Source organism: Flavobacterium tibetense (assembly GCF_003293845.1).
Classification (GTDB): Bacteria; Bacteroidota; Bacteroidia; order Flavobacteriales; family Flavobacteriaceae; genus Flavobacterium; species Flavobacterium tibetense.
Genome location: NZ_QLST01000007.1, coordinates 63,625 through 76,441 on the forward strand (window position 1 = coordinate 63,625; position 12,817 = coordinate 76,441).

Here is a 12,817-nt window from a genome sequence, read left to right on the forward strand (position 1 = left end):
AAAGTTACGATAATTCTGACTATTATGACCCTTTTTCGAGCGATATTACTTTTTGTGTTAGTTTGTTTCACTTTTTCTTGTAAAGAGTATGGAATTGAAATTTTTATTCCAAATCCCGATGAATTGGGCGAAAATACCACTACAGAAGCTGTAATTCCTGGAGATTTTAATTTTTACCCAACATCTACGACCAATGTTATTTATCACCGAAAAGGATTTAGTTTTTCTTATTCTGAAACTCACGAACAATCAGAGTGGGTTGCTTACGAATTGACCGATAAGGACATGATAGCTACAAATTACAACCGACCATATTTCAATCAAGATCCAATAGTTACTACCGCATCAGCTGACTGGAGAAATTTCAAAAACTCGGGTTATGATAGAGGGCATTTGTGTCCGGCTGGAGATAGAAAATCTTCAAAAGAGTTGTATGATGAGACTTTTTTTACTTCTAATATTACACCACAAATTCCTTCTTTTAATAATGGTGTTTGGAATAGATTGGAACAAAAAACTAGATATTGGGCTACAAAATACAATGGACTTTATGTAATTACTGGTGGTGTTTTAAAAGGAGAATTAAAAACCATTGGTAAAGAAAAAGTTGCAGTCCCCAATTATTTTTATAAAATCTTAATGACCAAAGATCATTCCAAAATGATTGGTTTTTTAGTGCCTCACGAGCCATCTAAAGTACCTTTGTATTCTTTTGTGGTAACAGTAGATGAAATAGAAAAACTGACCGGAATTGATTTCTTTCCTGAATTAGAAGATACTATAGAAAATAGATTGGAAGCTGAAGTGAGTTATAAGAAATGGAGTTTCTAACTACCATTCATTGACTTTGTTTGCATCTAATTTGATGAAAATAAAAAGCATAATGGTAAACGCCCATAAACTAGATCCACCATAAGAGAAAAAGGGAAGTGGTACTCCAATTGTTGGAAATAATTTGATTAACATCGCAATGTTCACAAAAAAGTGCGTAAAAAGATAAGTTGCTACGCAATACCCATAAACACGACTAAACTTTGTTTTTTGGTTTTCGGCTAAATAAAGAATTCGTAGAAACAAACAAACAAAAATGACGATTACAATAAAGCTTCCTACAAATCCCCATTCTTCACCAACCGTTGTGAAAATGTAATCAGTGTGTTGTTCTGGAACAAATCCACCTTTGGTTTGCGTGCCTTCTAAATAGCCTTTTCCTGTTAATCCTCCAGATCCAATAGCAATCATCGATTGGTTTAGATTATAACCTTCTCGTTTCATGTCTACTTCTTCGCCTATCAAAACATCAATTCGGTCTTTTTGATGTGGCTCTAAGACATTGTTAAAGACATGATTTACAGAATAAGTAAACCCAATTGACAAAAGAAAAACAAATAAATAAACAAAGATGTTTCTTGTAATCTTTCTATTATTAACGTAATGAATTGCCATTATCAAAAATATTCCTAGAACGATGTAAATAGGGTTAAATAATAAGGCTAAAAAGAATAAAAGAATTGCACTAACTCCTGCTCCTAAATACCAGCCAGGCAAACCTTCTCGGTATAGTACAAATACCAATGAAAGAAAAATCATGGCACTTCCCGCATCGGGTTGCATTAAAATTAAAGCAACTGGAAGTCCAATAATGGCAAATGCAACTAATTGGTGTTTAAAGTTTTTTAAATTAATTTGGGAGAAAGTTAAATATTTGGCAAGTAATAAAGCGGTTCCTGTTTTTACAAACTCAGAAGGTTGAAATCCAAAACCGCCAAATTGATACCAGTTGGTTTGTCCTTTTTTGGTAACTCCGAAAACAAATAAACCAAGTAAGAGTATGATTCCAAGAATATAAAAAATCAAGGAAAAACGTTCAAACATTTTGGCATCTAGAAAAAGTAGAATGCTAATTAATGGAATACTAAAAAATATAAACAGCATTTGACGGCCATAAATTTGTTCCAAATCAAATATGGAAGTTTCTTCGATGGGCAATGAAGCAGAATAAATGGTCAACCAACCCATTATTACTAATAGGAAGTATAAAAAGAGGCTCAACCAATCGATGCTATTTCCTATACTTTGATTTCTCATTAATTTTCGGGTTTTTCATCTTCTTTAATGGCTACTAAATCGGGTTTTGTTTGTGATGGAGTTCTTTGGTAAATAATATCTTCAATTTTTTTATATTCGTCTTGAATACTTCCATTTAGCATTCGGTCTTCTAAGTCTTTTCTAGTAATTTCGCCTTTAATGTATTTTTCTACCATCAAGGTTGCTATAGGTCCGGCCCATCTAGCGCCCCAATAACCATTTTCAATGAAAACAGCAATTGCAATAGTTGGATTTTCCTTTGGTGCAAAAGCGACGAAAATAGAATGATCTTTTAATTGATACGTTTTACCAGCCACTCTAATTTTATTTTCAGCTGTTCCTGTTTTTCCGCAAATTTCTAAATCTTTTACCTTTAAAGATGAAGCAGTACCAACGTTGTACACATCTGCCAATCCTTGAATTACTGGTTCAAAGTGTTTTGGATCAATTGTACTAACATGTTTGGTTCTGTATTTAATGTCGATTTCTTTGTCCTTTATTTTTTTTACAATATGAGGCGTGTAGTAATATCCTTTGTTTGCTACAACAGCCATCATATTAGCTAATTGTATTGGAGTGGTTAAAACTTCACCTTGACCAATAGCATTGGAAATGATATAAGAACTTCGTATCTGGTCTGGATTGTAATTTCTATGTTTTTTATAAAATTTGGTATCAGGAACTAAACCTTTTCTTCCAATGGGCATATCTGTTCCTAAAAAGTCGCCCAATCCAAAACTTTTTACATGTTTGGACCAATTATCAACGGCATAACCCGGACTTTTATATTTTTCAATGGTTTTTCTGTAAATGCTAGCGAAATAAGTGTTACACGAATTGTAAAACCCGTTATTTAAACGAGAAACACCAGAATCGTGACATTTCATAAAAGCTCCTCTAGCATAAAAGAAACCGTGATTACAAACAAATCCGGTGTTTTCATCAATTACTTCTTCATGCAGGGCAATTAGGCCTGTTACGATTTTAAATGGAGATCCTGGCGGATATTCTGCTTGTAAAGCTCTGTCGTATAAAGGTTTTGCAATGGAATCTTTATATAGAGCCGTGTAATTTTTAGAACGTTGTCTACCTACCAGTAAAGCTGGGTCGTAAGTTGGTGCAGAAATCAATGCTAAAATTTCGCCAGATTTAGGTTCTATTGCGATAATCCCTCCACGTTTATTAATCATTAATTCGGTGCCGTATTTTTGAAGCTCCGCATCAATGGTTAGTGTTAGGTCATTTCCTTGTTGGGCAATAGTATCAAACTTACCTTCTTGATAAGGTCCAATTATTTTGTTGTGTTTGTCTCGCAATAAATATTTTACTCCTTTAATACCTCTCAATGTTTCTTCGTATTCTTGTTCTACACCTTGTTTTCCAATTAAATCGCCACTGTTGTAATACGGATTTTTCTCAATAATACCTTGGTTTACCTGAGTGATAAATCCAAAAATATTGGCTCCATAATTTACTTGGTAATCACGAAGAGCTCTTTTTTGGACGTAAAAACCTTCAAATTTTCGTTCTTTCTCCTGAAAACCGGCATATTCTCTTTTGTTTAATTGGGATAGAAATACAGAAGGTAATCTTGGACTATATACTTTAGCTTTCTCAATCTGTTTGATGAAATATTCTTTTGTTATACCTAATAGATTACAAAATCCTAAAGTATCAATATTTTTGATTTCTCTAGGAACTACCATGATGTCATAAGAAGGTTGATTGGCTACCAATAACTTTCCGTTTCTATCATAAATGTAGCCTCTTTCAGGAAAATCAAAAACCTTTTTAATGGCGTTGTTTTCTGCTTGCAGTTTTAGATTTTCATCTACTACTTGCAAGTAAAAAATTCGTGCGAGTATAATTACAGCACTTATGATAATTATTGCGGGTAATAATCCTTTTCTCATCGCTTATTTGGCTTTATCAAGTAAATAATTAGTAAGCACATGAAGAAGGTAAAGATGGTGGCTAAGAAAGTGCGACCAATTACCGATACAATTAAACTCAAACGGAAAAATTCTAATAAGAATAAAACCAAATGATGAATAAATATTGCTAAAATTAGAAAAGATATTCGCTCTGGAGTAATCTTGTCAGCAATTTTAACGGTTTGGTATTCGTAACTTAAACCAAACGAGAATTTAAATAAACTAGGTCTCACATAGGCTAAAAACAAAGATGCTGTAGCATGAACACCACCCGAATTTGTAAACATATCAAGAAATAAACCCAATAAGAAACTAGTAACTAAAAGTGTTGGTTTGTTTCCATTTACGGGAAATAAAATAATGTATAAAACGTATGGAAAAGGGTTTAAATAACCCATAAAGTCAATATTGTTGAACAATAGCAATTGCAACATTAAAAAAAGAATAAAACGTGATATGTTAGCTAATGAATCGTTCAATTTATTTTTTAGTTGTTTCGGTTTCTAAATTTTTCTTTTCGTCCTTTTTCTTGTTTTCGATTATATAAACATAACCTAAAGCAGTCATATCGTTAAATAATCGCACGTTTATAGTGTAATAGTTGGTTTTTGGATCAATAAACACTTTGTCAATTTTTCCAATAGGAATATTTTCTGGAAAAATTTCAGATTCGGCTCCAGTTACAATAGAATCTCCTTTTTTAAGAGAAGCTAATCGTGGCACGTCAATCAATTGAACATAACCTGCATTTTTCCCATCCCAAATAAGAGAACCAAAATGTTCCGAATTTTTTATTTTAGCATTGATGCGCGATTTGGTATTCAAAACACTTAAAATCGTAGCGTAATTTTTTGAAGTTTTTTCAATTATACCAACAATTCCTTTGTCATTGATAACTCCCATATCAGTAAAAATACTATCTTTTTTCCCTCTATTTATTGTTAAATAGTTCTCTCTAACATTGAAGGAATTTTTGATAACTTTCGCTTTTCGGGCAATATAATCCGCATTAAAATCATCAAAATCATTCCAATTCAAAAGAGTATCAGCTTGGTTGAAAAGTAATTGTTTTAATCGGGCATTTTCTTCGGCTAGCTCACTGTTTCTCTCTTTCAAGCTTAAGTATTCGTTAGCGTCATTAATTTTTTGATAAAATCCTCCAGTAACTGCATTAGCTGAATTGATATACTCACTGCGGTGGTAGGAGTGTGATTTTATAGTAAGCGTTAGCCCAATGCCCAAAAGCAGCAAAAACAGCAATTTATAGCTGTTTTTAATAATAAAATAAATTATTTGCTGCATTTACTTTTCTTTATTTGATAAGAATACTTTTGTATTTGTTGATGTTTTTTAACGCAATTCCAGTTCCACGAACTACTGCTCGTAATGGATCTTCGGCAATGTAAACAGGTAAATCGGTTTTTAATGAAATACGTTTGTCTAAACCTCTTAGCATAGAACCTCCACCGGCTAAATAAATTCCTGTGTTATAAATATCGGCTGCTAATTCTGGAGGCGTTTGTGATAAGGTTTCCATAACAGCATCTTCGATACGTTGAATGGATTTATCCAATGCCTTTGCTATTTCACGGAAAGAAACGTCTACTTGTTTTGGTTTCCCAGAAAGTAAATCCCTTCCTTGAACCGACATATCTTCAGGAGCGCTATCTAAATCTTCGGTAGCGGCACCAATTTGAATTTTTATTTTTTCAGCTGTGGTTTCTCCTACGAATAAATTGTGTTGTGTTCTCATGTAGTAAATGATATCATTGGTAAATACATCACCAGCAATTTTTACCGATTTGTCACAAACAATTCCGCCCAAAGCAATTACAGCAATTTCAGTTGTTCCACCACCAATGTCAACAATCATATTTCCTTTTGGTTGCATAATGTCAACACCAATACCAATTGCAGCAGCCATAGGTTCGTGAATCAAATACACTTCTTTTCCATTTACACGCTCTGCGGATTCTTTAACCGCGCGCATTTCTACTTCTGTAATGCCCGAAGGAATACAAATAACCATACGAAGAGCTGGTGTAAACCATTTCTTTTTTAATGCAGGAATACTTTTGATAAACATTTTTATCATTTGTTCCGAAGCATCAAAATCAGCAATAACACCATCTTTTAACGGACGAATGGTCTTGATGTTTTCATGAGTTTTACCTTGCATCATGTTGGCTTCTTTACCAACGGCAATAATTTTTCCAGAAATCCTATCTCTTGCTACAATAGACGGACTGTCAATTACAACTTTGTCATTGTGAATGATTAAGGTATTTGCTGTACCAAGGTCAATTGCGATGTCCTCAGTCATGAAATCAAGAAATCCCATACGCTTTTATTGGGTTATTGTATTAATATTGGTTTTAATTACAAATGTATAAAAATTAATGTTTGAAATGACGTGTTCCTGTAAATACCATCGCCATATTATTTTCATTGCAATAATTGATGCTTAATTCGTCTTTAATTGAACCTCCAGGTTGGATCACTGCAGTTACTCCAGCTTTGTTTGCAATTTCCACACAGTCTGGAAATGGGAAAAACGCATCACTCGCCATTACAGCACCAGTTAAATCAAATTCGAAAGAAGTTGCTTTTTCAATTGCTTGGCGTAATGCATCAACACGTGAAGTTTGCCCAGTTCCTGAAGCACACAGTTGTTTGTTTTTTGCCAATACAATGGTGTTTGATTTGGTATGCTTACAAATTTTTGATGCAAAAAGTAAATCTGCAATTTCTTCTTCAGAAGGTGTTGTATTGGTAACGTTTTTTAAATGCGACTTATTGTCTGTAATGCTATCTTTATCTTGAACTAAAATGCCATTTAAACAAGTTCTCACATTTTTAGTAGGAAGTTCTACGTCATGTTGTACCAAAAGAATTCTGTTTTTCTTTTCTTCCAATAAATCTTGTGCTTCTTTTTCAAATGCTGGAGCAATAATTACTTCGCAAAACAAACTGTGGATTTCTTCGGCTGTTGCTAAATCGATGGTGCCATTGGCAATTAATACACCGCCAAAAGCTGAAGTTGGATCACCAGCCAAAGCATTAACATAAGCAGCTTTCATGGTTTTACGAGTGGCAATTCCGCAAGCATTATTATGTTTCAAAATAGCGAATGTAGGTTCGTCATTTTTGAACTCATTCATCAAGTTTACGGCCGCATCAACATCAAGTAAGTTGTTGTATGATAATTCTTTACCGTTTAATTTGGTAAACATTTTGTCAAATTCGCCAAAGAAAAATCCTTTTTGATGTGGATTTTCGCCGTAACGCAACACTTGTCCTTTTGCGATACTTTCTTTGTAAATGGTTTCATCCGTATTGAAGTAACCAAAAATTGCCGCATCATAATGTGACGAAACATGGAAAGCTTTGGTGGCTAATAAACGTCTTTGTTCCAATGTGGTATTTCCGTTTCCTTCAGTATAAAAATTCAGGAAAGTAGCGTATTCTTCCACTGAAGGAACAATAACAGTATCTTTAAAGTTTTTAGCAGCAGCACGGATTAATGAAATACCACCAATGTCAATTTTTTCAATAATATCAGTTTCACTCGCTCCTGAAGCCACCGTTTTTTCAAATGGATACAAATCTACAATCACCAAATCCAATTGTGGGATATTAAATTCTTCCATTTGTTTCACATCACTAGGATTGTCTTGACGGTTTAAAATACCTCCGAAAATTTTTGGATGTAATGTTTTTACTCTTCCGCCTAAAATTTCAGGAAAATCCGTAATGTCTTCCACAGCAACCACTGGAATGCCTAAATCTTTGATAAAAGCTTCGGTTCCGCCAGTAGAATAAATGGTTACATGGTTTTGGTGTAGCGCTTTAACAATAGGTTCTAAACCTGTTTTGTCGAATACCGAAATTAAAGCCGCTTGAATGTTTTTTGTTGTGTTCATTTGTTGAGTTGTATTATTCTGAAGTTGACTCAGATAAGGTTGTTGTTTTCGTTGTGCAAAAGTAGGTATACTTATTAAAACTTTCAAACTTAATTTCAGCTGTTTTACTATTTTTTTGGATTCTTTTTTTAGATTATTTGTAACATTTTTCCTTTTTAAACTACTTATAAACATAACTTCATAAATATGCTTTTATATTTACGCTTACTCACAGAAAGTTTGGCGTTTGCCTTAAATGCACTTCGCAACAATAAACTACGCACATTATTATCGTTGTTAGGAGTGACCATTGGTATTTTTTCCATTATTGCGGTTTTGGCTGCGGTAGATTCTATGGATAAAAAAATCAAAAGTGATTTGAGTGATATGGATGTGAATACCGTATATCTGATGCGTTTTTCTTTCGGACCTTCTGATATTCCAAGATGGAAGAGACAGCAATTTCCAGATGTGAGTTACGAAGAATATGAGTTTATTAAACGTTCGGTGAATGGCGTAGATAAAATGTCATTTAATCTTTTTACACGTAATGAAAGTATTAAGTACGAAGACAAAACCGTAAATTCTATTCGAGTAAAACCTTCTACCAATGAATTCATAGATATTGAACCCATTAAAGTAGAGAAAGGACGTTTTTTTAATGAATCAGAGTCCAATTCGGGAGTGCCAGTAATTGTGATTGGAAGCGAAGTTGCTGCTGGATTGTTCAATAATGTGGAGCCAATTGGTAAGAAAATCAGGTTGTACGGGCAACGTTTTACTGTAATAGGCGTTTTAAAAAAACAAGGACAATCTACTTTTGGAGACAGTAATGATATTGCCGTTTTTTTTCCTGTGAATTTCTTACGTCGATTGTATGGCGATACCAATAAAGCTTTAACACCAGCTATTTTAATCAAACCGGTAAAAGGAATTGATATGGAGGAGTTTAAAGCAGAATTAACCCAAAAATTACGAAATTTTCGAGGCGTAAAATCGAGTGAAATAGATAACTTCTTCATCAATGTACTTTCTGGATTTACTGATTTTATTGATAATATTGTGGGTCAAATGAATTTGGTTGGATGGTTAATCAGTGGATTTTCCCTTTTAGTAGGTGGATTTGGAATTGCCAACATTATGTTTGTTTCTGTAAAAGAGCGAACGAATTTAATCGGAATCCAAAAAGCATTGGGAGCTAAAAATCGTTTTATTTTATTCCAATTTTTATTTGAAGCTGTAATCTTATCACTAATTGGTGGTTTGATTGGAATGTTTTTGGTATGGATTATTGCATTAGTTTTAACGCATGCGCTTGATTTTGAATTTGTTCTGAGTGCTTACAACATGCTTTTAGGGACTAGTTTAGCTGTAGTCATCGGGTTAATTTCTGGAATTATTCCTGCAATTACCGCTTCAAAATTAGACCCAGTGGAAGCTATCCGAACAGGAATGTAGTAAAATAAGGACTTTAGGTACGGTTTTTGATGCAATTTGGAAAACAAAAAGTGACATGCTCAAAATTTATTTTTGGATTGTATTATTAACAACTACCGTCGGTTTTTCTCAAACGTTAACGATAAAGGACAAAGAATCTAAAGAGCCTTTAGAAGCAGTTGCCATTGTTTCCAAAGACGGAAAAACGTATATCACCACGAATGCCAAAGGTCAAGCCGATATCAAAGCTTTTGTTAACCTAAAACACATTGTAATTCAGTCATTTGGATACGAACGAGTAGTTACTTCTTATGCCGATTTACAAGCAGCTTCTTTTGTCGTTTTTTTAAAACCCGCTTTGTTGTCGGTAAATGAAGTAGTAGTTTCGGCCAACCGCTGGAAGCAACAATCGGCCGAAATTCCAGCTAAGATTTCTTCTATACAAACCAAAGATATTGCCTTACAAAATCCGCAAACGGCTGCCGATTTGTTAACCATTTCTGGAAAAGTTTTCATGCAAAAAAGTCAGCAAGGTGGTGGAAGTCCAATGATTAGAGGATTTGCTACGAATCGATTGCTATATGCTATTGATGGTGTGCGAATGAATACAGCCATTTTCAGAGGAGGAAATATCCAAAATGTGATTTCGCTAGATCCCTTTGCTACTGAAAAAGCCGAGGTTTTATTTGGACCTAGTTCGGTGATTTATGGTAGTGATGCCATTGGTGGTGTAATGAGTTTTCAAACCTTGACACCACAATTTTCTAAAAACGAAAAGACCTTTATTTCTGGAAATGCAATTACAAGATATTCTTCAGCTAATAGCGAAAAAACCGGACATTTCGATGTGAATTTGGGTTGGAAAAAATGGGCATCGGTAACGAGTTTTTCTTCCAATGATTTTGGTGATTTGCGAATGGGAAGTCGCGGTCCTGGTGAATATTTGCGTCCGTTTTATGTGATTCGTCAAAATGGTGAAGATGTTATAGTTGCCAATGAAAATCCTTTGGTACAAAAACCAACCGCTTATTCTCAAATCAATTTGATGCAAAAAATCCGATTTGCTCCTAATGAAAAATGGGATTTTCAATACGGATTTCATTGGTCTGAAACTTCTTCATATTCGCGTTATGATCGACATATTCGTTATACTAATGCTGGTTTACCACGTTACGGACAATTTGACTACGGACCACAAAAATGGATGATGAATAATTTGTCTATTTTGCACCAATCAAAATCGATATTGGTTGATGAACTTTCGGTTAGATTGGCGCATCAGTTTTTTGAGGAAAGTCGCATCAGTCGCAATATCAACAATCCGAATCGTCAAATTCGAACAGAAGAAGTAAACGCCTATTCTGTTAATATTGATGCCACTAAAGCCACAAGCGAAAAAAATAAAATTTTCTACGGTTTCGAATATGTTTTGAACGATGTAAATTCGAAAGGAATCAATGAAAATATAGTAACCAATGAAAGTGCGATTGGTCCAGCGCGTTATCCGCAAGCGACTTGGCAATCTATTGGAATTTACTTGAACAATCAATACAAATTTACCGAAAAAACCTTGTTGCAATCTGGATTACGATACAACCAATTCCTACTGAATGCTGATTTTGATACTACATTTTATCCCTTTCCTTTTACCGAAGCAACATTGAATGATGGTGCATTAACAGGAAGCGTTGGAGTAGTGCATCGTCCCAATGAAAGATGGGTGATAAGTACCAATTTGGCAACAGCTTTTCGTTCGCCTAATGTAGATGACATGGGAAAAGTTTTTGATTCTGAACCAGGCTCGGTTGTTGTCCCAAATCCGAATTTAAAAGCAGAATATGCTTATAATGTAGATATCAATGTAGCTAAATTAATTGGTAATAATATAAAAGTGGATGTTTCGGGTTATTATACGTTATTGGACAATGCTTTGGTTCGAAGAGATTTTACCTTAAATGGGGAAGATCAAATTTTGTACGATGACGAATTAAGTCAAGTGCAAGCCATTCAAAATGCAGCAAAAGCAAATGTTTACGGATTCCAAGCTGGAGTAGAAGTAAAGCTACCATCAGGATTTAATTTTTCAACCGATTTGAATTTTCAACAAGGCGAAGAAGAATTGGATAACGGTGAAAAAAGTCCGTCTCGACACGCAGCGCCTTTCTTTGGAATTACACGCTTGGGTTATGCAACTACCAAATTGGATTTTCAAATCAATGTGCAATATAGTGATGAGGTGCGATACAGCCATCTGGCCGAAGAAGAACGCGGCAAACCAGAAATTTATGCCGTTGATGCCAATGGAAATCCGTATTCGCCAAGTTGGTATACTATAAATTTGAAATCGATGTACAAGCTAACCAATAATTTCACCTTAACCGCAGGATTAGAGAATATTACTGACCAACGTTATCGTCCTTACAGCTCTGGAATGGTAGCGCCAGGAAAGAATTTTGTTATGGCGTTGCGGGCGAAGTTTTAAAGAAAATCCCGATAGTTTTTGAAGCTATCGGGATTGTTTTTATCTAATCTCTTGATTTAAAATCAAATCAACGTATAAATTTACTTTGTTTTTCAGTTCTTTTCTGTGCACGATAAAATCTAGGAAACCATGCTCTAATAAGAATTCTGAAGTTTGAAAACCTTCTGGTAAATCTTTTCCAGTAGTGTCTTTTACAACACGTGGACCAGCAAAACCAATTAAGGCTCCAGGTTCACCAATATTGATATCACCTAACATGGCATATGAAGCTGTAGTTCCACCAGTTGTTGGATCTGTACATAAGGAAATGTAAGGAATTTTAGCATCGGCTAATTGCGCTAATTTAGCAGAAGTTTTTGCTAACTGCATTAACGAATACGCGGCTTCCATCATACGAGCACCACCCGATTTTGAAATCATCACAAATGGCACTTGATTTTGTATAGAATAATCAATAGCACGCGCAATTTTTTCTCCCACAACCGCACCCATTGAACCACCAATGAAAGCAAAATCCATACAAGCCACAACTAAATCTTTTCCTTTTGATTTACCAACAGCAGTACGAACCGCATCATTCAATTTGGTTTTTGCCATTACGTCTTTTAAACGCTCGCTATATTTTTTTGTATCTTCAAATTTTAATGGATCTTTTGAAGTGATTTTTGCGTTTAATTCTTTGAATTCGTTGTTGTCAAATAAGATTTCAAAGTATTCTTTACTACCAATACGCACATGAAAATCATCTTCTGGACTTACCCAAAGGTTTTTTGCCAACTCTTCTTGGTCAACAATCTTCCCTGTTGGTGATTTGTACCACAATCCTTTTGGTACATCTTTTTTGTCTTCTGTTGGAGTTGTAATTCCTTTTTCTGTTCTTTTAAACCAAGCCATAATTAAGTTTCTTGTTTATTGTTTAGTTAATGGTTCATAGTTTGTAGTTAACAAAAAACAACAAACTATAAACGGAAAAC

The 12,817-nt window shown here is 34.5% G+C and carries 10 protein-coding genes; 3 read left to right on the plus strand and 7 right to left on the minus strand.

The window, feature by feature from the left end; translation table 11 throughout:
- Positions 1-24 precede the first annotated feature (24 nt).
- Complete coding sequence (locus DPN68_RS06925; protein WP_113988926.1) at positions 25-831, plus strand: DNA/RNA non-specific endonuclease; 807 nt, start codon at positions 25-27, stop codon at positions 829-831.
- Here DPN68_RS06925 and rodA read toward each other — a convergent pair whose 3' ends face one another.
- The 6 genes from rodA to purH are packed head-to-tail and all read right to left on the minus strand — an operon-like array spanning position 832 to position 7,945.
- A complete protein-coding gene (gene rodA / locus DPN68_RS06930; RefSeq protein WP_113988927.1) occupies positions 832-2,088 on the minus strand; it encodes a rod shape-determining protein RodA in 1,257 nt (418 codons plus the stop codon).
- Positions 2,088-4,001 carry a penicillin-binding protein 2 gene (gene mrdA / locus DPN68_RS06935; protein ID WP_113988928.1) on the minus strand — a complete coding sequence of 638 codons (1,914 nt, stop codon included), beginning with the start codon at positions 3,999-4,001 and terminating at the stop codon, positions 2,088-2,090. The genes rodA and mrdA overlap by 1 nt, the downstream gene beginning before the upstream one ends.
- Positions 3,998-4,501 (minus strand): rod shape-determining protein MreD, encoded by a 504-nt coding sequence (locus DPN68_RS06940; protein WP_113988929.1) that lies wholly within the window; start codon positions 4,499-4,501, stop codon positions 3,998-4,000. The genes mrdA and DPN68_RS06940 overlap by 4 nt, the downstream gene beginning before the upstream one ends.
- 1 nt (position 4,502) lies before the next feature.
- The gene (mreC, locus tag DPN68_RS06945; protein ID WP_113988930.1) at positions 4,503-5,324 is read right to left on the minus strand and encodes a rod shape-determining protein MreC; all 822 of its coding nucleotides are present in this window, start codon (positions 5,322-5,324) and stop codon (positions 4,503-4,505) included.
- A gap of 10 nt (positions 5,325-5,334) precedes the next feature.
- Positions 5,335-6,363 (minus strand): rod shape-determining protein, encoded by a 1,029-nt coding sequence (locus DPN68_RS06950; protein WP_113988931.1) that lies wholly within the window; start codon positions 6,361-6,363, stop codon positions 5,335-5,337.
- Positions 6,364-6,418: 55 nt separating this feature from the next.
- Positions 6,419-7,945 (minus strand): bifunctional phosphoribosylaminoimidazolecarboxamide formyltransferase/IMP cyclohydrolase, encoded by a 1,527-nt coding sequence (gene purH / locus DPN68_RS06955; protein WP_113989002.1) that lies wholly within the window; start codon positions 7,943-7,945, stop codon positions 6,419-6,421.
- Positions 7,946-8,131: 186 nt separating this feature from the next.
- Between purH and DPN68_RS06960 the strand changes: the two genes are divergently transcribed.
- The gene (locus tag DPN68_RS06960; protein ID WP_113988932.1) at positions 8,132-9,382 is read left to right on the plus strand and encodes an ABC transporter permease; all 1,251 of its coding nucleotides are present in this window, start codon (positions 8,132-8,134) and stop codon (positions 9,380-9,382) included.
- A gap of 55 nt (positions 9,383-9,437) precedes the next feature.
- Positions 9,438-11,843, plus strand: coding sequence for a TonB-dependent receptor (locus DPN68_RS06965; RefSeq protein WP_113988933.1), 2,406 nt, complete (start codon positions 9,438-9,440; stop codon positions 11,841-11,843).
- A gap of 39 nt (positions 11,844-11,882) precedes the next feature.
- Here the strand turns inward: DPN68_RS06965 and accD are convergent, their stop codons facing one another.
- Positions 11,883-12,737 carry an acetyl-CoA carboxylase, carboxyltransferase subunit beta gene (gene accD / locus DPN68_RS06970; protein ID WP_113988934.1) on the minus strand — a complete coding sequence of 285 codons (855 nt, stop codon included), beginning with the start codon at positions 12,735-12,737 and terminating at the stop codon, positions 11,883-11,885.
- Positions 12,738-12,817: the final 80 nt, after the last annotated feature.

What these genes read in the sequence shown, in the direction of transcription:
- DPN68_RS06925 (WP_113988926.1), top strand. Translation starts at nt 25, where the DNA reads ATGACCCTTTTTCGAGCGATATTACTTTTTGTGTTAGTTTGTTTCACT.
- rodA (WP_113988927.1), bottom strand. Translation starts at nt 2,088, where the DNA reads ATGAGAAATCAAAGTATAGGAAATAGCATCGATTGGTTGAGCCTCTTT.
- mrdA (WP_113988928.1), bottom strand. Translation starts at nt 4,001, where the DNA reads ATGAGAAAAGGATTATTACCCGCAATAATTATCATAAGTGCTGTAATT.
- mreC (WP_113988930.1), bottom strand. Translation starts at nt 5,324, where the DNA reads ATGCAGCAAATAATTTATTTTATTATTAAAAACAGCTATAAATTGCTG.
- DPN68_RS06950 (WP_113988931.1), bottom strand. Translation starts at nt 6,363, where the DNA reads ATGGGATTTCTTGATTTCATGACTGAGGACATCGCAATTGACCTTGGT.
- purH (WP_113989002.1), bottom strand. Translation starts at nt 7,945, where the DNA reads ATGAACACAACAAAAAACATTCAAGCGGCTTTAATTTCGGTATTCGAC.
- DPN68_RS06960 (WP_113988932.1), top strand. Translation starts at nt 8,132, where the DNA reads ATGCTTTTATATTTACGCTTACTCACAGAAAGTTTGGCGTTTGCCTTA.
- DPN68_RS06965 (WP_113988933.1), top strand. Translation starts at nt 9,438, where the DNA reads ATGCTCAAAATTTATTTTTGGATTGTATTATTAACAACTACCGTCGGT.
- accD (WP_113988934.1), bottom strand. Translation starts at nt 12,737, where the DNA reads ATGGCTTGGTTTAAAAGAACAGAAAAAGGAATTACAACTCCAACAGAA.